Raw genomic sequence first — 21,500 nt, forward strand, 5'->3', positions numbered from 1 at the left:
GTCAGCTCCCCTTCGCGGGGACGATCTGCAGGTAGATCGCCGTGAGGACCATGTTCACGAAGAACAGCAGCATGAAGGTGATGACGACGGACTGGTTGACCGCGTCGCCCACCCCCTTCGGGCCGCCGCGCGGGTTGAGGCCGCGGTAGGCGGCGACGATGCCCGCGATGAAGCCGAAGATCAGCGCCTTGACCTCGCTGACGTAGAGGTCGGGCAGCTGGGCGAGGGCGGAGAAGCTGGAGAGGTACGCGCCCGGGGTGCCGTGCTGGAGGATCACGTTGAAGAAGTAGCCGCCGAGGGTGCCGACGACGGAGACGAGGCCGTTGAGCAGGACGGCGACCAGCATGGTGGCGAGCACGCGCGGGACGACCAGGCGCTGCACGGGCGAGACGCCCATGACCTCCATGGCGTCCAGCTCCTCGCGGATCTTGCGGGAGCCGAGGTCGGCGCAGATCGCGGACCCTGCGGCCCCGGAGACCAGCAGGGCCACGATGATCGGGCTGGCCTGCTGGATGACGGCGAGGACGCTGGCGCCGCCGGTGAAGGACTGGGCGCCGAGCTGCTGCGTGAGCGAGCCGACCTGGAGGGCGATGACCGCGCCGAACGGGATGGAGACGAGGGCGGCGGGCAGGATGGTCACGCTGGCGACGAACCAGAACTGCTCGATGAACTCCCGTACCTGGAAGGGCCGTCGGAAGGTCTCCCGGGTCACGGTCCCGGCGAGCGCGAACAGCCGCCCGGTCTCGCGCAGGGGGGCGGCGAGCTTGCTGGGGCGCGGGGCCTCGGGCGCCTTCGTGGGCTCCGGGGCGCGGTCCACCGGCTCCGGTTCGCCGGGGGGCCGTACGGGCATGGGGGCGGTCACCGGCGTCCACCGCCCACGGCCGGGCTGTAGCTGTTGAGGATGGCGGTACGGGCCGCCTCCGGCAGCTCGCCGAGCATCGACATGACGCGTTCCCGGCGGCGCAGGGCGCCTTGGCGCACCGGCAGGCCCGGGGTGGGCTCCAGCTGGGGGACGACGGTGCGCGGGGCGTTGGCCGAGCTGATGCCCTGTCCGTAGCCGTTCAGTTCCTCGGCGGCGAGGGTGGCGGCGTCCTTCTCCTCGGACATGCCGATGGGTCCCTCGCAGCGGCCGGCGAGGAACTGGTTGACGACGGGCAGGTCGCTGGTGAGCAGCACCTCGCGCGGCCCGAAGGTGACGAGGTTGCGGCAGAACAGCATCCCCATGTTGTCGGGCACGGTGGAGGCGATGTCCAGGTTGTGGGTGACGATGAGCATCGTCGCGTCGATCTGCGCGTTGAGGTCGACGAGGAGCTGGGAGATGTACGCGGTGCGGACCGGGTCGAGGCCGGAGTCCGGTTCGTCGCAGAGGATGATCTGCGGGTCGAGGACGAGGGCCCGGGCGAGGCCGGCGCGCTTGCGCATACCGCCGGATATCTCACCGGGGAGCTTGTTCTCCGCCCCGAGGAGGCCCACGACGTCGATCCGCTCCATGACGATGCGGCGGATCTCGGATTCCTTCTTACGGGTGTGCTCCCGGAGCGGGAACGCGATGTTGTCGAAAAGCGACATCGACCCGAAAAGAGCGCCGTCCTGGAACATGAGACCGAAGAGCTTGCGCGTCTCCATGATGTCCCGCTCGGAGCCGTTCACCATGTCGACGCCATTCACGAGAACGCGCCCGCGCTCAGGTTTGAGGAGGCCGATGATGGATTTGAGGAACACCGTCTTTCCCGTGCCGGACGGGCCGAGCATGACACTGACCTCGCCTGCGGGAAGCGTGAGCGACACATCCTGCCAGATGTTCTGCTTGCCGAAAGACTTGGTGAGCCCTTCGACCACTACTTCGATTCCCATCCCACCTCCTGCGTGCGCTCACGAAGTGACAGAAATGCGCCGAGGGGCGCACGTTAAGTTCACCGGCACCGCCAGGACAAGCCCTTGAGCAGCCCATTCGTAAAGATCCGGTCCGTTTGTCATCGGATGACAAATTCCGGTTCCGATCTTGTGAAGTACTGCGTACTGCCGTCCGTCGGTGCAGGCCGGAACCCCGCGGCCCAGGGGGCCGGATATGCGTCCGGGCTCCCTGCCGACGGGTGAGCAATCCCCGGACGCGCCGGAGGAGTTGCTGACGGAGGCGACGCTACGGGTGAGTAACCTGGGCCGCAATACCAGGTCATCAAGTTTTCGCGCGAGAGCGCGACGGGGTCGGTACTTTCTCATCGACTGAGCAGGGCGGCCGGAAAAACTGTCTCCGGGTGACAAGTTCCGGGGTCGGCCGGCAGGACTCGTACGCCGCACAGCGCATCGAGAAGCGCTCGGGACCGGCTCGAATACACAAGCGGCAGCCGGGATTCCGCATAGCCGGCGGGCCGCGGTCGGCGCCCCACCCGTGAGGGTCTGCGCACGAAGTGACAAGAAGGCCGGATCCTGTACTCATCCCTGACAGAGATGCACGTCCCGTCCATAGATTCTCATACGGCGGCATTGTGTAGCGGTGTTTCCCGCCAGTAACCTCACGGCTCGGTGAATGGGATTTCGTACCGGACGCGTCCGACGGCGTCCCGGCACCCGCATTCCGCATTCCGTGCTCAATTCGCTGCGCACATCGGAAACAAGGGGAAGACATGAGAACCTCGAACCGGGTACGTGTGGGGCTGCTGGCCTCCTTCACCGCACTCGCCGCCGTCGCGTCCATCAGCTCGGCCACGGCCGCCACGACGACGCTGAACGGAAGCTGGGCGCCCTTCAGCCGCTGCCCGGTGGACGACCCGGCCATGCTGGCGGCCGACGGGGCGACGGATACCGCGATCTGTGTCTCGTCCCACTCGGCGAGCGGCTCCATCAAGCTCGGGAACACCGAGGTGCCGGTCGGCGCGAGCGACCTCCAGGTCGGCGTGGTCAACCACCCGGGCGGCACGTCCACGGTGATCTCCCCGGCGGACGGCGCGCTCATCGCCGACTCCGCGAAGGTGCCGGGCGGGTTGCTCGGGCTGATGTGCCCCAGCGACATCCCCGTCATCACCGGCATCTGCGGCACGCTCAGCGACGTCAAGCTGAACCGGGTGACGGCGACCATCGAGTCGGTCAACACCCCGACCGGCTTCCAGCTCGTGGCGGGGACGACGACCGGCAAGCCGATCCTCACCCTCCCGGTGCGGATCCACCTCGAAAATTCGCTCCTCGGAGACAAGTGCTACATCGGTTCCTCCTCCAACCCGATCCTGCTCAAGCCCCAGAACGCGACCCAGCCGGCCATCTCCAGCGAGAAGTTCGCCGGGGACGGTACCCCGGATACGGCCGGAGTCATGAACCGGCTCAACCTCCTGGGCGCCACTCAGACCGACACCACGTTCGCGGTGCCGGGTACCAACGGCTGTGGCCTGCTCGGCTCGCTGAACTGGGCGGTCAACCTGAAGACGGGCCTGCCGTCGGCCTCCGGCGACAACAACGTCACGCTGGACGGCGCGCAGACGTACGTGGCGACGATGAACAAGCCGCGTGACCAGGCGCCCGACGCGGGCAAGCTGCTGGCGCAGTACTGGCACTCGGCGGTGCGGTAGCCGCTGCCGCGCCGTGCAGCCCTGATGGGGCCGCCTCGTGGAGGCGGCCCCTTCGGTGTGCCGGGCGGACTACGTGGACGGCTTCGTTCCGGGCAGTTCCGGCAGCGGTGGCGGGCAGTAGGACCTGGTGGGGCTGGCGGGATTGCAGGTCGAAGCCTGGTTCATGAAAATCCGGTTTCCCGGTCCCGAGAGGGAAGCGGTGAAGAGCGGGTTCAGGTCCTCTCCGCCGGTCCCGCAGCCGGTGAAGGCCGGGATGTCGACCTCACCCTCCAGGAGGCCCCCGACGCCCACGTTCTTGTACGCCTCGCCCCCGTTCAGGACCACCTTGAACGGCTTCGACGTCTTGCAGTTGCTTCCCACGTCCAGCGGCGTGCCGTTGATCTTGACGTCGTGGAGGCGCAGGGACTGCTCGAAGTAGACCGTGGAGAAGGTAATTCGGTTGGGGGCGGACCCGACGTTTCCGATGGAAATGGTCATGGGGCCGTTCTCGAACGACACCATCGCCGTCACCGGCTGGAACCCGAAGGCGAGGAAGGTGGATTCGGCGTCCGGGAGGTCCAGATTCGCAAGCGAGTCGATGCGGGCGTACGCACCACCCTCTTCCTTCGCCGCTCGGGCGAAGGAGCGCTTCGACGACAGGACGCTGATGAGCTCGGGGGCAGCGGGATTGTTGATGATCATGGCGCCGTTCAGCTTGCGCACGTTGGCCAGACCCAGCGCGTTGGCGCACATGAAGGTACCCGGGAGTTCCGTCGCCCTGAGGGGAGCGCCCGGCGGTGCCTGCGGTGCCTCGCTCGCGTCCATCTCCCCCACCGGTTGTTCGACGGGACACCAGTCGGGATCCTCCTCCTCCGCGGCGGCAGCGGCGGCCGACCGCTCCACGGCGATGTCCCCGTCCCCCGCTCCGGCTGCACCGTCCGCCGGGGTGGTGGGGGTCCCGGAGGGCTCGTTGCCACCGACCTCGATCACGTGTGTGGTGGCGACCTGTCCGCTCTCTCCCTCCTTCAGCCGGCACGTCACCGTAGCCAGAGCCGGTTCGCCCGCCTCGGGGGCCGCCGTTGCGGACCGCAGCTCGACGGTGAACTCCCCCACGGAGAAGTAGACGTCCCCTGCGGCCCCGAACGTCACGTAGGGGACCTCACCGGAGTGGACGAGAGTCACGTCGCCGTCAGCGGGAAGGGGCGTACTCGGCGCGTTGAGCTCCCACGGCGCCTCGGCCGACTCGCCGTTCTGGGCGACCCTCACCTTGAGGGCGGCCCGGCTGACAACGGCCTCGGCCCCCTCGGGCAACAGCCCGGCGAGATCGGCGCGAGAGAGCGTGAGGGCGAACGACACAGGCCCCGGCTGCACGGGACGGTCGACCTCGCCGGTCGCCGGAACGTCCACCGACAGGGCCACGGTGGCCGCCACGGCCGCCGCATCACTGTCCTCGGTTCCGCAGGCTGCGGCCAGGCTGACGGGCCCCGCGCTCTCGTCGGCCGCCGAGCCTCCGCCCGACAACAGCCCCGCGAGCAGGGCCAGTCCGGCGACGGAGGCGACCTTCACGGAGCGCCCCGCACGGGTCACGGGTGTCTGGGTGTGCATATCGGGGGTGTCCTCCACGGGGTGCGAGCGGTGGTTCGTACCGGGTTGCGCCTAGCCGGTCACGTGGTACGTGGCGCTGTAGTGGGCCACGTCGTCGTCGTTGACCAGCCCGAGCCAGGCGGCCTCGGACACGAGCAGGTCCCCGTCGAGGGCGAGCTCGTCGGTGGTGTTGTCGAAGGGGCCGGAGAGGAAGCCGGCGACGTCGAAGGAGCAGCCGAAGCCCTCGACGTGGACCGCGAGACCCTGGACGTTGTACCCACTCGGGTTCGAGGGGCTCGGACCGGCAGCCAGGACCTGCCACGGGATACCGGTGGCCGTCAGCGCGACGTTCATGCCGCTCATCGTGCAGTTGGTGAACGAGAGGAGGCCGACGTCGGCGGCGACCGGGCCGGTGTCGTAGAGCCAGCCACTCGCCTCGGAGGAGTCACACGTCAACGGCCCCAGGGTCGCGTCGTCGGAGTGCGCCGAGTACGGCCCCGGAGGTGTCAGCGTCTCCACGGAGACGGTACCGGCGGCGGCCGAGGAGACCGCACTGCCGAGGGCCGTGACGAGGGCGGCCGCGACGACAGCGGATCTCCGCACACGAAGTTTCACGAACTCACGTCCTCACAGTCGGGACACCTTACGTACGACGCCCCCAACGAGAAGGCCGGGCCGGCCGCGGAGAGGCTCCGCGGCCGGCCCGTCCCCGTGTGCTCCAGCGGCCTTACGGTGTGGTGATCACCGGCGACGTGCCGGTCGAGGTGACCTTGACGTGGTACGAGGCGTTGAAGGACGCCACGTCGTCGTCGTTGATCAGGCCGAGGCAGTCGGCATTCGACGCGACGAGGTCGGTGCCCGACCCGTCGATGACCAGGTCACCGGTGCTGTTGTCGAAGTAGCCGTACACCTTGCCGGTGAAGTCGGCGGAGCAGCTGAAGCCCTCGATGTGGGCCGAGATGCCGGTGACGTTGCCCTTGACCCGGCTGGAGTTCGAGGGGTCCACACCGGTGACGTTGATCGTCCACGGCGTCGCGGTCATCGTGACGTCGAAGTCGAGACCGCCGACGGTGCAGTTGGTGAAGCTGATGTTGCCGATGGTGGCCATGTTGGCACCCGTGGCGCTGCTCGCGTTGACCGTTCCCGCCGTCACGTCCGAGGAGTCACACTCCAGGTTCGCGAAGGGGACGTCCAGCGTCGGGTAGGTCGCGTGGGCGGTGTACGCCCCGGACGGGGTCGCCGACCACGAGGACGTGGTGCCGGCGGAGGCGGTGGTCACCGCCATACCGAGGGCGGCGGCGCCGGCGGTGACGATGATGGCGGCTCTACGTGCAAGGGTGTTCACGGAATCCGGTTCCCTTCGAGGGTGTGTGACCTACACCGGGGGGCCACTTCCGGCCGGGTGAGCGGCGCTCCCGGAGTGGGGGGTCACGAGACAGGAATGTGGCAGTCCGACCTGACGGGCTGCTCGACCTCTTGCGTTCGGCGATGACGCTACGGGCGAGTAATGTCGCTCCGCAACACACCGGAACAAAGAATCTCCACAATCATCGTTCTCTCTCAGAAATTGCTTGCGAGGCGAGTACGGCCCGCCGATTTTTTATCGAGAAGTGAGCAGTTCCACCGAGGCGGACACCCCCACTCCTGCTCACCCGGTGAGGGTCCGACCCCCGCCGCCGCCCAACGCCCCACGTCACAGCCCTGCCATGCGACCTCCCCCGGCACACCGCCGCACTCTTGACTTCCCCCTGCCGACGCAGTGGAATTCACCGCGAATAGCGCAGGCGACATTGTTCGGGGAGTCCGGAAGAGCACATCGGAGCCACCGCCGCAATAGCGGAATCCGGGCCCCCGCATCCGCACCGCACGAGTGATCCACGAGCGGGACTCAAGCGCGGAGGCCGATCGGACAGGTGGCTGAAACCAGCCGATGCGTGGCCCATACATTTCGTCTTGTCCTGCCTGTGTTCAGAGCCACATACGTGGACTATCTTCGGCAACCGACGTTGGTATGCACCTGAGGACGGGTGGGAGCGCTCTCCCGTCCCGCCACCCCCCATCGGGCGCCGAAGAGCAAGAAGGGGTCAAGGTATGCCGGGAGTTGCGCAACCCTCGGAGCTCGGAGAGCCACTGGGACCGCTGCCGCAGGAGTTCGCGACGATCGTGCGGCCCGAACTGCCCAGCCTGATCAAGGAGATCGGCTTGGAGGTCACCCGCGCCTACCCCGAGTACGCGCGGCTCCTCGACGGACCGTACGGCCAGGGCATCCGGGTCGGCGTCGAGCAGAGCATCTCCGTGTTCGTGGACCAGGTGGCCGAGCCGGCCGCCCCCTCCGCGCTGCGCGACGAGATGTGCCGCAGGTTCGGCCGGTTCGAGGCGTACGAGGGGCGCAGCCTGGACCAGTTGCAGGGGGCGTACCGGCTGGGCGCCCGGGTCGCGCTGCGCCGGGCGAAGAAGATCGGCAGGCGCTACAACCTCTCCCCCACCATGATGCTGACGTTCGCGGACGCGCTGTTCAGTTACGTGGACGAGCTGGAAGCCCTGTCGCGCGAGGGGTACTTGGAGGTGAGGTCGGCCTCCGACGATCACACGGACACCTTGCGGCGCAGGCTGCTGCACCTGATCCTCGCCGGGCGGCCGGTGCCGCGCGTGGCCATCGCGGAGCTGTGCGAGCAGACCGGCTGGACGCTGCCGGACGAGATGACGCTCGTCGCCGTGCGCCCGTCGCCCGATCTGGACCGGCTGGCGATCGACCGCGACGTACTGGCCGACTTCACCGACCCGCAGCCGCACTTACTGATCCCGGGCCCCTTCGACGACATGCGAAGACGCATGCTCGAACACGCCCTGCCGGGCGTCCGCGCCGCGATCGGCCTGACCGTCCCCTCGTCGCTGGCCTCGGACTCGATCCGCTGGGCCCGGCGGGTGCTGGAACTCGTGGACGCGGGCGTCATCGAGGACGCGCCGGCCATCCTCTGCGACGACCACCTCATCACCCTGTGGCTGCTCTCCGATCCGGTCCTCCTCGACCAGCTCGCGCGCCGCGAACTCGCCCCGATGGCCAACATCAGCGCCAACCGGCGCGAACGGCTCATCGAAACACTCAGGATCTGGCTCGACACCCGGGGCACGGCGGCCCAGATGGGCGAGCTGCTCGACGTACACCCCCAGACCGTCCGCTACCGGATGCGCAATCTGGAATCGATCTTCGGCGATCAACTGGTCGATCCGGAGGCGCGGTTCTCGACGGAGACCGTGCTCCGCGCCATGCAGCTGCGCGCCCGCAGCAACGACACACCCATCTGAACAGCGCGCGACGCACCTTCGGCCCGACGAGCACCTCACGCGACGTCAACCTACTTGCTGGTAAGAGGAAATAGCCGGTCATTCCCAAACGGTTGCCACACGGAGACGTACTCAACGCGAAACCAGGAACTGCGTCTCGTTATATGGAGTGGAGTCGGTCCGCCCACCCGGCGGTCCGACGCCCGACCTCCTGGCCACCATCGAGAGGGAACCCCCCATGACCGCCTCGCACCTGCTCGTCCCCGTCCCCATCCCGGACCGCATCGCCGCGCTCATCGGCGCCTGCACCCCCGCGCACATCCTCCATGCCGAGCTCGACGCCGACTGCGCCGCGCGGGAGGTGCGCAGGTTCCGGGGGCCCCGGCTGGGCATCGAGGACCAGGCCGACCGCGAGTTCGCCCTGTCGGAGCTGGCGCGCGCCAACAAGGTGCTCGCCGCCCACCATCCCCGGCTCGTGGTGCGTCCCGGCTCCGTCTGGTGACCTCGCACGACAGCCCGCCGCCCACCTTGCGAAGAGACCGCGACGCCCTTACCTTACTCAAAAGTAAGTTTACTCCAGAGTAAGGAACTGGTGTGGCCGACAACAGCAGCGGCAAGGTCACCGGCGAACTGGCCGCCCTCGACTTCGCGGCCGTCTCCCCCGAGGAGTTCGCGCGGATCGTGCAGGGGCTGTCCGCCAAGCAGCTCGCCGAGGTCATGCACGGGGAGCTGCGCGCCCGGGTGCTCGGCGAGGTCTTCGGCCGGATGAAACAGCAGTTCCGCCCGGAGGCGGCCGGGGCGCTCACGGCGCTGATCCGCTGGAAGATCACCGGTGACACGGAGGTGGTCTACGAGACCTCGATCGCGGACGGCACCTGCACCGTCGGCGAGGGCCGCTCGGACGCGGAGCCGCGTACGACGCTGGTGATGGCGGACGTGGAGTTCCTGAAGCTGGTCTCCGGCAACGGCAACCCCATCACCATGTTCATGATGCGCAAGCTGAAGGTGGCCGGTGACGTCGGCCTGGCCTCGGGCCTCACGCGCTACTTCGACATCCCGAAGGCGTGAGCCGATGAGCTACTTCTCCCTCGCGCTCACCGAGGAGCAGCAGGACCTGCGCGACTGGGTGCACGGCTTCGCCGCCCAGGTGGTGCGCCCGGCGGCGGCCGAGTGGGACGCCCGCGAGGAGACGCCCTGGCCGGTCATCCAGGAGGCCGCCCGGATCGGCCTCTACGGGTTCGAGTCGCTGGCCGACATGTACGGGGACCCGTCGGGGCTCTCCCTCCAGATAGCCAACGAGGAACTGTTCTGGGGCGACGCGGGCATCGGCATGGCCCTGTTCGGCACCTCGCTCGCCGTCGCCGGGATCTTCGCCTCCGGCACCCCGGACCAGCTCGCCGAGTGGGTGCCGCAGTGCTATGGCGACGAGGACGACCCGAAGGTCGCGGCGTTCTGCGTGTCCGAACCGCAGGCCGGCTCCGACGTCTCCGCGATGACCACGAAGGCCCGGTACGACGAGGCGAAGGACGAATGGGTGATCTCGGGCCAGAAGGCGTGGATCACCAACGGCGGCATCGCCGAGGTCCATGTCGTCGTCGCCTCGGTCGACCCCGCGCTGGGCGCGCGCGGGCAGGCCGCGTTCATCGTGCCGCCGGGCACGGCGGGCCTGGCCGCGAGCCGCACCATCAAGAAGCTCGGCCTGCGCGCCTCGCACACGGCGGACGTCTTCCTGGACGACGTACGGGTGCCGGGGCACTGCCTGCTCGGCGGCAAGGAGAAGCTGGACGCCCGCCTCGCCCGGGCCCGCGAGGGCGGCACCGCCAAGGGGCAGGCCGCGATGGCCACCTTCGAGGTCAGCCGCCCCACGGTCGGCGCCCAGGCGCTCGGCATCGCGCGCGCCGCGTACGAGTACGCGCTGGAGTACGCGGGCGACCGCGAGGCGTTCGGGCGGCCGATCATCGAGAACCAGTCGATCGCGTTCGCCCTGGCCGACCTGCGTACCGAGATCGAGGCCGTACGGCTGCTGATCTGGCAGGCCGCGTGGATGGCCCGCAACGACCGTACCTTCGACGCCGGACAGGGCTCCATGTCCAAGCTCCGCGCGGGCGAACTCGCGGTGGCCGCCACGGAGAAGGCCGTCCAGATCCTGGGCGGCGCCGGATACAGCCGGGAGCACCCGGTGGAGCGGATGTACCGGGACGCCAAGATCTACACGATCTTCGAGGGGACCAGCGAGATCCAGCGCCTGGTCATCGCGCGGGCGATCTCGGGGCGGCACATCCGCTGAGCACGGGGGCGGCGGGCGGGTGCGGATCCGGGCCAGCGAGGATGGGCGGGTCCGTACCACCGCCGCACCCGGGGGAAACGCCATGCCCGCCGTCCTGCGCCCGTCCGTCCTCTTCGTCACCGACCTCGCCTACGAGGCGCGCGGCCGGCGCTACTGCGACGAGGACATCCGGCTGACGGCGCGGCTGCGCGAGAGCTTCGACCTCGCGCTCTGCCACCCGCGCGACGCCGCCGCGCTGCTGGACGGCTTCGACGCCGTCGTCGTACGCAACAGCGGCCCGGTCCTGCACTACCAGGAGGCGTACGACGCGTTCCGGGTCCGGGCGCGGGAGCTGGGCAGCCGGGTCTACAACCCGCTGACCGGGCGCGGGGACATGGCGGGCAAGCAGTACCTCGTGGACCTGAGCCGCGCCGGGTACCCGGTCATCCCCACCGTGGACCGGGCGGCGGACCTCGGGCTGCTGCCGGACGCCGAGGGCTATGTGGTCAAGCCGAAGCTGGGCGCGGACTCGGTGGGCCTCACCTTCGTGACGACCCCGGAGCTCGATCCGGGCGCCGACGGGACCCTGCTCGTCCAGCCCCGGATCGACTTCCGCTACGAGGTGTCCTTCTATTACGTCGACCACGACTTCCAGTACGCGCTGCACGCCCCGGACCCGGAGCGGCGCTGGGTGCTGGAGCCGTACGCGGCGAGCGCGGCGGACCTGGCGTTCGCCCGCTCCTTCGTGGAGTGGAACACGCTGGACCACGGCATCCAGCGGGTGGACGCCTGCCGGACGGCGGACGGCGAGCTGCTCCTCGTAGAACTGGAAGACCTCAACCCGTATCTCTCACTGGACCGGGTAGCCGCCCCCGTACGGGAGGCATTCGCCACCCGCATGACGGCGTCGCTGCGGAATCTGCTGGCCTAGGGGCCGCTCGTTTGGATTAGGCCGGGCTCGCGGGGTCTGGTGCCGCACCTCGCCGCGTTGTCGTCAATCACCAACGCTCCGCGTTGCCTCAATCCTCCGCCTTGCGATGCACGGCACCAGACCCCGCTCCCTGATCCGGCCTAATCCAAACGAGAGGCCCCACACATCCGGACGTGCCCCGCATGCGGGTGACACGACGCGATGTGAGGGTGCAAAGGTGAGTACTGCCAGCGAGACCGCCCCCGCCGCGCAGAGTGCCGCCGCGCCGCCCGTGCTCGATCCCCGCCGCCGCAACATCGTGTTCGCCACGATCGTGCTGGGCATCCTGCTGGCCGCGCTCGACCAGACGATCGTGGGCACCGCGCTGCCGACGATCGTCTCGGACCTCGGGGGCGCCGCCCATATGTCGTGGGTGGTCACCGCCTATCTCCTCGCGGAGACCGTGGCGACGGTGCTGGTCGGCAAGTTCGGTGACCTGTTCGGGCGGAAGATCGTCTTCCAGCTGTCCGCGGTCATCTTCATCACCGGCTCGTTCCTCTGCGGGCTCGCGACGAACATGACGCTGCTGATCGTGTGGCGCGGCCTCCAGGGCATCGGTGCGGGCGGTCTGATGGTCACCTCGATGGCACTGATCGCCGACGTCATCCCGCTGCGCGACCGGGGCAAGTACCAGGGCGCGATCGGGGCCGTCTTCGGTGTGTCGACGGTGATCGGTCCGCTGCTCGGCGGGCTGTTCACCGACCATCTGACCTGGCGCTGGGCGTTCTACGTCAATGTGCCGATCGCGATCGCGGTGGTCATCGCGGCGGCCCGTACGATCCCGTCCGTGAAGGCGGCCGGGCGGCCGGTCATCGACTACCTGGGCATCGCGCTGGTCACCGTCGGGGCCAGCTCCCTGATCCTGGCCACCAGCTGGGGCGGCAACGAGTACGCCTGGGGCTCCGGTGTCATCATCGGCCTGTTCGTCCTCGGTCTCGTGGCGCTCGCGCTGTTCTGCCTGGTCGAGTTCCGGGCGAAGGAGCCGATGCTGCCGATGCGGCTGTTCGGCAACCCGGTCTTCACGGTCTGCTCGATCCTCAGCTTCATCGTCGGGTTCGCGATGCTCGGCGCGATGATCTTCCTGCCGACGTACCTCCAGTACGTGGACGGCGACTCGGCGACCCTCTCGGGGGTACGGACGCTGCCGATGGTCGTCGGTCTGCTCGCCGCGTCCATCTTCAGCGGCAACGTGGTCAGCAAGACCGGCCGCTACCGGATCTTCCCGATCATCGGCTCACTGGTCATGGCGGTGGGCCTGTTCCTGCTCTCCCGGATGGGCCCGGACAGCGGGGTCTGGCTGGAATCGCTGTACATGCTGGTGCTCGGCATCGGCATCGGGCTCTCCATGCAGGTCCTGACCATCGCCGTGCAGAACACGGTGGACTACGCGGACCTGGGCACGGCGACCTCGGGCGTCACGTTCTTCCGTACGCTCGGCAGCTCCTTCGGCACCGCCGTCTTCGGCACCATCTACGCGAACGCCCTCGGCCCGCACCTCAGGGACGGGATCACCGAGGCCGCGCGGGCGGGCGGCGACCCTGCCGAGCTGGCGGAGGCGTCGCAGAGCCCGGAGGGGCTGCACGCGCTGCCCGGCACCCAGTCGGCGCCGCTGGCCCAGGCGTACGCGGACACCCTGCACACGGTGTTCCTGTGGACGGTGCCCGTGGCGCTGCTCGGGTTCGTCGTCGCGCTGTTCCTCAAGCAGGTGAGGCTGCGGGACACGGTACGGGCGGGCTCGACGGACATGGGTGAGGGCTTCGCCTCGCCGAACACCCAGGACTCGGCCCGGCTGCTGGAGTTCTCGGTGGCCAAGGTGCTGCGGCGGGTGGACCCGGAGACGGCGCGGCGGATCGTCCTGGAGTCGGACACCCGGCTCGACATGGCGGGCGCCTGGGCGGTGATGCAGGTCGAGCTGTTCACGCGGATGGTCGGCCACGCGGGGCTCCGGCTGATCGCTTCCCGGCACCGTATCCCGCCGGAGGTCCTGGTGCCGGTCTTCGACCGGATGATCGAGGAGGGCTTCCTCACCGGGGACGGCCATCTGTTCCAGCACACCGCGGCCGGCAGCCGCGAGGCCCGGACCATCAACGACGCCTGGGCGCGCTGGCTCAACGAGCAGCTGGGCGAGGACAGCGAGCGCCCGGACGACGCCCGGCTGCGCGCAGCGGTCGACGTGATCGCGAAGCGGCTGCTCGCGGAGGACCTGACGCAGGAACTGGCTCCGGTGGCCCCGGCGGGCGCGCCGGTCTGAGCCCGGTCTCTCCTCAGTCCGCGAAGACCGCGGTCTCATACACCCAGGCGCCCTCGTGCCGGACGAAGCGGCTCTTCTCGTGCAGGGAATCGGCGCGTCCACCCACCGTGCAGTGGGCGCGGAAGGTGACCGTGCCGGTGGTGTGGAAGGCGCTGCCCTCCGTGGTCTCCAGGACCTCCAGCCCCTGCCAGCGCTGCCCGGGGTCGAGGTCGAGGACGTCGGGGCGGTGGTCCGGGTGCCAGGTGCGCAGCAGGTACCCGGCGTCCCGGACGACGAAAGCGGCGTACCGCGACCGCATCAGCGCCTCGCACGTGGCCGCCGGGGCCCCCGCGTGCAGCCGGCCGCAGCACGCGGCGTAGGCGGCGGGCAGCCCGCAGGGGCACGGCGAAGCCGCGCTGATCTCCGGGAGGGGGGTGGTGCGGGGGCTCGCGGCGGACGGGCGCCGGGAGCGGGAGGTGCGTCGGGACATGCGTCCATTGTGACGTGCGCGGATGCGCGGGCCCGACGGAGGGCCTTCGGTGCGGCTCAGGTCAGCAGGAAGTCGGCCTGGCCGGCCTTGGCGCCCTGGATGAACGCGGCGATCTCGTGGTGGGTGTAGATGAGGGCGGGGCCCTCGGGGTCGGCGGACTGGCGCATGGCGATTCTCCCGTCGGCCAGTTTCATGGCCTCGACGCAGTTGCCGCCGTTGCCGCCGCTCCAGGGCTTGTACCAGCCTTCGGAGCCGAGGTCAGCGGCGGGCATGCCGTTGTATATGGGTGTCATCACAGCTCCTTGCGGAAGTCCCGGAGGAGTTCCTTCGTGCGTTGTGCAGTCGCGGCCTGGGCCGCCATGCGGTCCATGACCTCGAGGTAGGAGGCCACCTCCGGTCGCGCGTCGAAGTAGACGGCCCCGGTCAGGTATTCGCTGTAGACCATGTCGGGCAGCTCGGGGACGGCGAACCGGAAGAGCACGAACGGTCCGTACGTCCCCGGGTGGTGACCGGTGGAAAACTCCGCGATCTGCAGGGTCACGTGGGGCATCGTCGTCGCTTCCAGGAGCTTGTCCACCTGGGCGCGCATGATCTCGACGCTGCCCACCGGACGGCGCAGAACGGTTTCGTCCATCACCACCCACAGGCGTGGGGCGTCCGGTCGGGTCAGCAGGGACTGCCGTTCCATCCGCAGCGCCACATGGCGCTCGATGTCCTCCGGCCGGGTCTGGCCGACGGCTCCGGTGCGCATCACCGTCCGCGCGTAGTCCTCGGTCTGGAGCAGTCCGGGGACGAAGTGCGGCTCGTACATGCGCAGGAGGCTCGCGGCCCCCTCCAGGCTGACGTACATGCTGAACCAGTCCGGCAGCACGTCGTGGAACCGCTGCCACCAGCCCGGCCTGTTGGCCTCCTCCGCGAGCTCGACGAACGCGTCGTTCTCCGCGTCGGAGATCCCGTACGCCTTCAGCAGCGCCTGGACATAGGGGATCTTGAGCGCGACCTCGGCCGTCTCCATCCTGCGGACCGTCGCCGCGGTCACACGCAGCACCTTGGCGGCCTGGTCCCGGCTCAGACCGGCACGCTCCCGCAGTTCCTGCAGACGCTTGCCGAGAACGACCTGGCCCACGGTCGGGGCGGACCGCGGTTCGCTCACTTCAGACCTCCCCCACGCGCTGTATTTGGGTGCAGTGTGCCATGCGCCTGCTGTCAAAGACACAGCCACTCTGGAATTTTCAGAGTGCCTCTTGCCAAGTGTTCGTGACAGGTAGAGAGTTGGGGTGCGAAACCAGTTGACCTGTCGCGCCCTCGGCCTTTTCGAAGATCGCGAAGCGTGACGCAGCCCCCACTGTGAGGATTCGGTCGTGGCACCTGGCAGTGCGCTCATCCCCCGGCTCGTGGAGACCGGCCCGGGGACCGAAGCGCTCCGGTACTGCTTCGCGCTGCCCGCGCATCCCGAATCGGTCGCCCTTGCCCGGCGCCTGACGAAGGCCCGGCTCGGCGAGTGGCGCACCGGTGGCGACACCCTCGACGCCGCGGTCCTGATCGTGTCCGAACTGGTCACCAACGCGGTGGTGCACACCACCAGCGCACGCGTCCTGTGCGAACTGCGGTTCCTGGACGGCCGACTGCGCGTCTCCGTGCAGGACCAGGGGCACCAGCCGGACGGTCCGCGCCTCGGCAGAGGCGCGGACGACGAGCACGGACGCGGCCTGCTGCTTGTCGACTCGCTGGCCCGCTCCTGGGGCTCGCGCGACGCCGGGGACGGCTCGGGCCGCATCGTCTGGGCAGAACTGCCGCACGGCTCGGAGCACTCATGTTGAAGAACGCCATGAACCACTTCCTCGGACACCGCCGCTCCCGCGAACCCGCCGGCTCTCCCGGCCGGGTCCAGCTGCCGCTGCCCACGACGCTCTCGGCGAGCCTCGGCTACGACGCGGTCGGGGTGCCCGCACGCCACGGCTTCCGTCTGATGTCCCATCTGCCGCGCACCGGCTGCGTCTTCGCGGACGGCGAGCGCTGGTGGTGGATCGTGCCGGCCGGCTCCGACCTCGACCTGGACTGGCCCGAGCAGGTGGCGTACGCGCGGGGGGCGTGCGTGCCCGCGGTACGCCCCCGGCTCATCCACCAACCCGACAGCCGCACGCCCTACACCCCGCCCATCCCGTTGTTCCTGATGGTCTGCCAGGTGACGGGCGTGACGCCGTCGTGGACCCAGGCGTACGGGCCCCGAGCCGTCTCCGCTCCCTGATCCGGGCCGTGTCCCCGGCCCCGCCCCGGTCACCCTGCGTTGTCAGTGGTCGGTTCTACTGTGGAACCACTGATCGAAACCCGTGGAATACGGGGTCAACGGGCGTGAAGGGGGAGGGCGGTGCGTGCTGTGGAGCCTTTCGAGGGCGGTGCGTCGCAGTTCGAGGAGACCGGGACGGACGAGGACACGTTCGTCTTCCCGGAAAGCTGGCGGCGCCTGGTCCATCCTCGGCGCGGGGGCATCGCGAGGAAGCCGGCGCGGGTGGACGGGAAGCTGGTCGACGCGGTCGCGGAGCGGACGGCCGAGGAGCACGCCTGGATCCAGGAGTATCTGGACGCGCCGCGCAGCGACGCCGCCCTGGTGGCCGAGGTCCGGCGCCATCTGGACGCGGAGCCCTCCCCCGCCGGGGCCGCGGCGGTGGCCGCGATGGTCGGGATGTACGCCCCACCCGGGAACGCCTGGGCGGACAGCTGGGTGCGGCTCCACGGGCTGCCGCTCGCGGCCCGCGCCGCGGTGGAGCTGTTCATGATCGAGCCGCACTGGCTGCAGAGCGGCCCCCGCCGCTCCGACGCATGGCTGGAGAAGCTCTCCCGCGCACGGGGCACCCACTCGACCGAGCACCGCCGGCAGGCCGCCGACCGGGTCCGATCGCTGCTCGCCGCCGCCGACGACGAGACCTACCGGGCCACCGTCGACGCGCTCTCGGGCTCCCGGACCGACACGCACCGGAGGATCATCGCGGCCTACCTGGCACCCAGCGAGGCCGACTGGGTGGCCGCACTGTGCACGGACCCGGAAGCGACCGGCGAGCAGGACGCCGCGCTCGGCTCCCTGATCCTCTGCACGCTCGGCACCCCGGACCAGGCAGCCCTCTTCACCCGGATCACCGGCTTCGACCGCAGCCCGAAATCGATCGCCACGGCCGCCGAGGGCATCGGCAACATGCTGGCCCCGCTGCTCACCGAGCAGCTGAGGACGGGTTACCTCTACGGGGAGGAGCGGCGGAAGCTCGCCCAGGTGCTGGTCGAGTTCCCCACCGACGACGCCTTCGGCGCGCTGCTCGTCCACGCGGACAACAAGCAGGTCCGCCCGGTCCTCCTGAACGCGATGGACCGCTGTCCGGCCCGCGCGCTGCGGCTGCTCGCCGCGGACGCCCGCGACCGGACCGGGCCCCCCGCCGCCTCGGCGTCCGGCCTGCTCCGTGCGCACATCGCCCGGCACCGCCCCCTCGTGGAACGGGTGCTGCCGACGCTGGACGACGGCCTCGCGGCCGTCGTGGAGTCCCTGCTGAATCCGGCCACCCGCATCGCGGACGCGCCCGCCGAGGCCCTTCCGGCGGTGCTCACCGCACCGCCGTGGACCCGGGAGCGGACCACGGCGCGTCCCGTCACCGTCACCGGCCTGACGCCCGACGAGGGGAAGGCAGTCCTGTGGGAGGCCGGTGAGCGGGAGGAATGGGCGGCCAGCAGCAGCTGGTACACCCGGCGCGAGGCGGTGGACGACTGGGAGCAGACGATCGACTCGCTGCGCTACGGGCTCGACTCGTCGGACCTGCGCCCCGCCTGGGTCTACGTCCACGGGCCCGAGGAGCGGGTCGCACCCCTGCTCGACACCTGGGACCCGACCGATGTGTGGGAGGCCGCCGACACGCTGAAACCGGTCGCCGCACGCTTCGGCCTCGGCGCCCTGCCCCTGCTGCTCCGCGTCACGCCGCGCCGCCCCAGCGCGCTCGCCCCGCTGCTGATGCCGTACGTCGACGCACGGGTCGCCCGGCTCATGGCGAACTGGGCGGTGCGCCTCAAGTCCGCTTCCGCCGTGGCCCGTTCGTGGTTCGGGCGGCACGGTGTGCGGGCGGCGCCGCTGCTCGTGCCGGACGCGGTCGGTAAGGCCGGGGCCGCGCGGCGAGCCGCCGAGCAGGCGCTGCTGCTGATCGCCGGCCTGCACGGTGACGCGGTGGTGCGCGAGGCCGCCGAGGGGTACGGCGGGAAGGCCGCCGGCGCGGTGGCCGGGCTGCTGGTCGCGGATCCGCTGGAGCGGGCACTGCCCGCCGACGTGCCGGAGCTGCCGCAGTGGGCGGACCCGGTGCTGCTGCCGCAGATCGAGGTGGCGTCGGGCGGGGCGCTGCCGGCGGAGTCCGTCCGCCATCTGCTGACCATGCTCGCCCTGTCCGGGCCCGGCGAGCCGTACCCGGGGCTCGCCGAGGCACTCCGGGTCGTGGACCCGGCCTCGGCCGCCGATTTCGCCTGGGCGCTCTTCGAGCAGTGGCGCGCCGCCGTCCTGCCCGCCGAGGGGGTGTGGGCGCTGCACGCCCTGGGTGTGCTGGGCGACGACGGGACGGTGCACCGGCTGACCCCGGTGATCCGCGCCTGGCCCGGCGAGAACGCCCACCACCGAGCGGTGGAGGGGCTCGACGTCCTGGCGGTGATCGGCAGCGACGCGGCCCTGCTCCAGCTGCACGCCATCGCGCAGCGCGTGAGGTTCAAGGCCCTCAAGGTGCGGGCCACGGAGAAGATCGCCGAGGTGGCGGCGGGCCTCGGTCTGACGGGCGAACAGCTCTCGGACCGGCTGGTCCCGGACCTCGGTCTGGACGCGGACGGCTCCACGGTCGTGGACTACGGCAGCCGGACGTTCACCGTGGGCTTCGACGAGCAGTTGCGGCCCTACGTCCGGGACGGCGACGGCAAGCTCCGCAAGGACCTGCCGAAGCCGGGGCCGCGGGACCACGCGGAGCCGGCTGCGGCCGGGCGCAAACGGTTCTCGGCCCTGAAGAAGGAGGTGCGGGCGATCGCCTCCGACCAGGTGCGCCGGCTGGAGGCCGCCATGGTGGCGGACCGCTCCTGGACGGCACGGGAGTTCACCGAGTTGTTCGTCGGCCACCCGGTGGTGTGGCACCTGCTCCGCCGGCTGGTGTGGCTGAGCGAGGCGGACGGGGTGACCACGGCGTTCCGGGTGGCGGACGACCGCGGCTTCGCCGGCGTCGGGGGCGAGGCGTTCGTCCTGCCCGAGGAGGCGACCGTGCGGCTGCCGCACCCGCTGCGGCTGGGCGAGGCGGTGGCCGCCTGGTCGGAGGTCTTCGCGGAGTACGCGATCGTGCAGCCGTTCCCCCAGCTCGGGCGCCAGGTGTTCGCGCTGACCGAGCAGGAGGCCGCCGGTCACCGCCTGGGTCGCTTCGAGGGGATCAAGGTGCCCACGGGCCAGGTCCTCGGCCTGGAACGGTACGGCTGGCGGCGCGGCAACCCCGAGGACAACGGCGTGGAGCGCTGGATTTCCAGGCCGCTGGGCGACAAGTGCCACCTGGTGGTCGCCCTCGACGGGGGCATCGCGATCGGCGCGGTCGACACCTACCCGGAGCAGACCCTGGAGACCGTCTGGCTCGACGTCGAACCGTCCGACTACTGGCCCGGCCGCCCCCACGAGCTGCGGTTCGACGGCCTGGACGCGGTGACCGCGTCCGAGCTGCTGGCCGACCTGACCGCGCTCACCAGGGACGCCGCGTCATGACCGTGCGGCCCCCAGATACGCCAGCCCCGGGTGCGCCGTGACATAGCCGTCCACCAGGCGGTGGGCGACGGAGACCGAGTCGACCAGCGGGTGCAGGGCGAAGGCCCGGACCGCGTCCGCGCGCGATCCGCTCGCCGCCGCGTCCAGCACCGCCCGCTCGACGGCCTTCACCGAGGTGACCAGGCCCACCGCGTGGTACGGCAGGGGGTCGACGGAGACGGGGCGGGCACCGTTGGCGTCGACCAGGCAGGGGACCTCGATCACGGCGTCCGCGTCCAGCACCGAAAGGGTGGACCGGTTGCGGACGTTGAGGATCAGGGTGGTCCGCTCGTCCCGGGCGATGGCCCTCATGAGGGCGAGGGCGACCTGTTCGTAGCCGCCGGATTCGAGGTCGCTCTCCTCGCGCTCGCCGGCCCCGGCCACGTCCCGGTTCTCCGACATGTAGGTGGCCTCGCGCTCCGCCCGGGTACGGTCCCAGGTGGCCAGGGCGGGGGTCGCCGGGTCCTTCATCCGGCCGTAGAAGCCCTCCTGCTGCTCGCGGAGGAAGGCGCCCCGGGTCTGCGCGGCCTCCTGGTAGGCGCGGACGGCCTCGCGGTTGAAGTAGTAGTAGTGCAGGTATTCGTTGGGGATCGCGCCCAACGAGCGCAGCCAGTCGGCGCCGAACAGCCGCCCCTCCTCGAAGGAACCCAGCAGCCCGGGGTCGGCCAGCAGGCGCGGGAGTTCGTCGCGTCCGCCGACGTACAGTCCGCGCACCCAGCCGAGGTGGTTGAGCCCGACGTAGTCGACGCGGGCCAGGTCCGGGTCGGCGCCGAGGACCCGGGCGATGCGGCGGCCGAGGCCCACCGGCGAGTCGCAGATGCCGATGACGCGGTCGCCGAGGTGCCGGGACATCGCCTCGGTGACGAGCCCGGCCGGGTTGGTGAAGTTGATGACCCAGGCGTCCGGGGCCAGCCGGGCGATGCGCTGGGCCAGGTCAACGGCGACCGGCACGGTGCGCAGCCCGTACGCGATGCCGCCGGCGCCCACCGTCTCCTGGCCGAGGACGCCCTCGTCCAGCGCGACGCGTTCATCGGCGGCCCGGCCCGCGAGGCCCCCGACGCGGATCGCCGAGAAGACGAAGCCGGCGCCGCTCAGGGCCTCGTCCAGGTCGGTCGTGGCGTGGACGGCGGGTGCGTCCGGGATGCCTTCGGCCTGCTCGGCGAGGACCCGGGCCACCGCGGTGAGCCGGTCGGTGTCCGTGTCGTAGAGGGTGACGGCCGTGACCCGGCCCTCGGCGTGGTCGGCGAGCAGCGCCCCGTACACCAGTGGAACCCGGAATCCGCCGCCGCCCAGAATTGTCAGCTTCACGCTTCCGCATGGTACGTGGGGCGGCCCGGTGGCGAGGGGC

19 protein-coding genes are annotated in these 21,500 nt (G+C 70.4%); 10 read left to right on the forward strand and 9 right to left on the reverse strand.

Annotation, left to right across the window (positions count from 1 at the left end):
- Position 1: 1 nt before the first annotated feature.
- Positions 2–862: an ABC transporter permease gene (locus OG867_RS02010; protein ID WP_328903631.1), complete on the reverse strand. Its 861-nt coding sequence runs from the start codon at positions 860–862 to the stop codon at positions 2–4.
- Entirely contained in the window at positions 859–1,854 is a 996-nt protein-coding gene (locus OG867_RS02015) for an ABC transporter ATP-binding protein (protein ID WP_164398591.1), read from the reverse strand. The genes OG867_RS02010 and OG867_RS02015 overlap by 4 nt, the downstream gene beginning before the upstream one ends.
- A gap of 770 nt (positions 1,855–2,624) precedes the next feature.
- Here OG867_RS02015 and OG867_RS02020 point away from each other — a divergent pair.
- Positions 2,625–3,560, forward strand: a complete 936-nt coding sequence (locus OG867_RS02020) for a hypothetical protein (RefSeq protein WP_328903629.1) — start codon at positions 2,625–2,627, stop codon at positions 3,558–3,560.
- A gap of 69 nt (positions 3,561–3,629) precedes the next feature.
- Here OG867_RS02020 and OG867_RS02025 read toward each other — a convergent pair whose 3' ends face one another.
- From OG867_RS02025 to OG867_RS02035, 3 genes are all read right to left on the reverse strand, one after another.
- Entirely contained in the window at positions 3,630–5,144 is a 1,515-nt protein-coding gene (locus OG867_RS02025; protein ID WP_406281983.1) for a DUF6801 domain-containing protein, read from the reverse strand.
- Positions 5,145–5,195: 51 nt separating this feature from the next.
- On the reverse strand, positions 5,196–5,738 hold the full coding sequence (locus OG867_RS02030) for a hypothetical protein (RefSeq protein ID WP_406281986.1): 543 nt from the start codon (positions 5,736–5,738) through the stop codon (positions 5,196–5,198).
- A 112-nt stretch (positions 5,739–5,850) separates the two neighbouring features.
- Positions 5,851–6,468: a hypothetical protein gene (locus OG867_RS02035; RefSeq protein ID WP_406281989.1), complete on the reverse strand. Its 618-nt coding sequence runs from the start codon at positions 6,466–6,468 to the stop codon at positions 5,851–5,853.
- Between the two features lie 746 nt (positions 6,469–7,214).
- Between OG867_RS02035 and OG867_RS02040 the strand changes: the two genes are divergently transcribed.
- From OG867_RS02040 to OG867_RS02065, 6 genes are all read left to right on the forward strand, one after another.
- On the forward strand, positions 7,215–8,429 hold the full coding sequence (locus OG867_RS02040) for a helix-turn-helix domain-containing protein (protein WP_406281992.1): 1,215 nt from the start codon (positions 7,215–7,217) through the stop codon (positions 8,427–8,429).
- Positions 8,430–8,646: 217 nt separating this feature from the next.
- Entirely contained in the window at positions 8,647–8,910 is a 264-nt protein-coding gene (locus tag OG867_RS02045) for a hypothetical protein (RefSeq protein ID WP_406281995.1), read from the forward strand.
- A gap of 92 nt (positions 8,911–9,002) precedes the next feature.
- Entirely contained in the window at positions 9,003–9,476 is a 474-nt protein-coding gene (locus tag OG867_RS02050; protein WP_406281998.1) for an SCP2 sterol-binding domain-containing protein, read from the forward strand.
- 4 nt (positions 9,477–9,480) lie between these two features.
- A complete protein-coding gene (locus OG867_RS02055) occupies positions 9,481–10,695 on the forward strand; it encodes an acyl-CoA dehydrogenase family protein (RefSeq protein ID WP_406282001.1) in 1,215 nt (404 codons plus the stop codon).
- 82 nt (positions 10,696–10,777) lie between these two features.
- On the forward strand, positions 10,778–11,605 hold the full coding sequence (locus tag OG867_RS02060) for a hypothetical protein (protein WP_406282004.1): 828 nt from the start codon (positions 10,778–10,780) through the stop codon (positions 11,603–11,605).
- Positions 11,606–11,822: 217 nt separating this feature from the next.
- Positions 11,823–13,895 carry an MDR family MFS transporter gene (locus OG867_RS02065; protein WP_406282007.1) on the forward strand — a complete coding sequence of 691 codons (2,073 nt, stop codon included), beginning with the start codon at positions 11,823–11,825 and terminating at the stop codon, positions 13,893–13,895.
- Between the two features lie 13 nt (positions 13,896–13,908).
- Here OG867_RS02065 and OG867_RS02070 read toward each other — a convergent pair whose 3' ends face one another.
- From OG867_RS02070 to OG867_RS02080, 3 genes are read right to left on the reverse strand one after another with little or no spacing between them, the layout of a single operon-like run.
- Complete coding sequence (locus tag OG867_RS02070) at positions 13,909–14,364, reverse strand: YchJ family metal-binding protein (RefSeq protein WP_328903619.1); 456 nt, start codon at positions 14,362–14,364, stop codon at positions 13,909–13,911.
- Between the two features lie 56 nt (positions 14,365–14,420).
- The gene (locus tag OG867_RS02075) at positions 14,421–14,657 is read right to left on the reverse strand and encodes a DUF397 domain-containing protein (RefSeq protein ID WP_018100225.1); all 237 of its coding nucleotides are present in this window, start codon (positions 14,655–14,657) and stop codon (positions 14,421–14,423) included.
- Complete coding sequence (locus OG867_RS02080; RefSeq protein WP_406282010.1) at positions 14,657–15,517, reverse strand: helix-turn-helix domain-containing protein; 861 nt, start codon at positions 15,515–15,517, stop codon at positions 14,657–14,659. The genes OG867_RS02075 and OG867_RS02080 overlap by 1 nt, the downstream gene beginning before the upstream one ends.
- A 208-nt stretch (positions 15,518–15,725) precedes the next feature.
- Between OG867_RS02080 and OG867_RS02085 the strand changes: the two genes are divergently transcribed.
- From OG867_RS02085 to OG867_RS02095, 3 genes are all read left to right on the forward strand, one after another.
- The gene (locus OG867_RS02085) at positions 15,726–16,184 is read left to right on the forward strand and encodes an ATP-binding protein (protein WP_328903617.1); all 459 of its coding nucleotides are present in this window, start codon (positions 15,726–15,728) and stop codon (positions 16,182–16,184) included.
- Entirely contained in the window at positions 16,178–16,612 is a 435-nt protein-coding gene (locus OG867_RS02090; protein WP_406282014.1) for a hypothetical protein, read from the forward strand. The genes OG867_RS02085 and OG867_RS02090 overlap by 7 nt, the downstream gene beginning before the upstream one ends.
- A 120-nt stretch (positions 16,613–16,732) precedes the next feature.
- Positions 16,733–20,113 carry a DUF4132 domain-containing protein gene (locus tag OG867_RS02095; protein WP_406282017.1) on the forward strand — a complete coding sequence of 1,127 codons (3,381 nt, stop codon included), beginning with the start codon at positions 16,733–16,735 and terminating at the stop codon, positions 20,111–20,113.
- Here the strand turns inward: OG867_RS02095 and OG867_RS02100 are convergent.
- Positions 20,108–21,460, reverse strand: a complete 1,353-nt coding sequence (locus tag OG867_RS02100) for a 6-phospho-beta-glucosidase (RefSeq protein ID WP_328903614.1) — start codon at positions 21,458–21,460, stop codon at positions 20,108–20,110. The genes OG867_RS02095 and OG867_RS02100 overlap by 6 nt on opposite strands.
- Positions 21,461–21,500 lie beyond the last annotated feature (40 nt).

The sequence above is a fragment of the Streptomyces sp. NBC_00209 genome (assembly GCF_045206345.1).
Taxonomy (GTDB): Bacteria; Actinomycetota; Actinomycetes; order Streptomycetales; family Streptomycetaceae; genus Streptomyces.

Coding starts and splice junctions, on each gene's coding strand:
- OG867_RS02015 (WP_164398591.1), bottom strand. CDS start 1,854: ATGGGAATCGAAGTAGTGGTCGAAGGGCTCACCAAGTCTTTCGGCAAG.
- OG867_RS02020 (WP_328903629.1), top strand. CDS start 2,625: ATGAGAACCTCGAACCGGGTACGTGTGGGGCTGCTGGCCTCCTTCACC.
- OG867_RS02025 (WP_406281983.1), bottom strand. CDS start 5,144: ATGCACACCCAGACACCCGTGACCCGTGCGGGGCGCTCCGTGAAGGTC.
- OG867_RS02040 (WP_406281992.1), top strand. CDS start 7,215: ATGCCGGGAGTTGCGCAACCCTCGGAGCTCGGAGAGCCACTGGGACCG.
- OG867_RS02045 (WP_406281995.1), top strand. CDS start 8,647: ATGACCGCCTCGCACCTGCTCGTCCCCGTCCCCATCCCGGACCGCATC.
- OG867_RS02055 (WP_406282001.1), top strand. CDS start 9,481: ATGAGCTACTTCTCCCTCGCGCTCACCGAGGAGCAGCAGGACCTGCGC.
- OG867_RS02060 (WP_406282004.1), top strand. CDS start 10,778: ATGCCCGCCGTCCTGCGCCCGTCCGTCCTCTTCGTCACCGACCTCGCC.
- OG867_RS02070 (WP_328903619.1), bottom strand. CDS start 14,364: ATGTCCCGACGCACCTCCCGCTCCCGGCGCCCGTCCGCCGCGAGCCCC.
- OG867_RS02075 (WP_018100225.1), bottom strand. CDS start 14,657: ATGACACCCATATACAACGGCATGCCCGCCGCTGACCTCGGCTCCGAA.
- OG867_RS02090 (WP_406282014.1), top strand. CDS start 16,178: ATGTTGAAGAACGCCATGAACCACTTCCTCGGACACCGCCGCTCCCGC.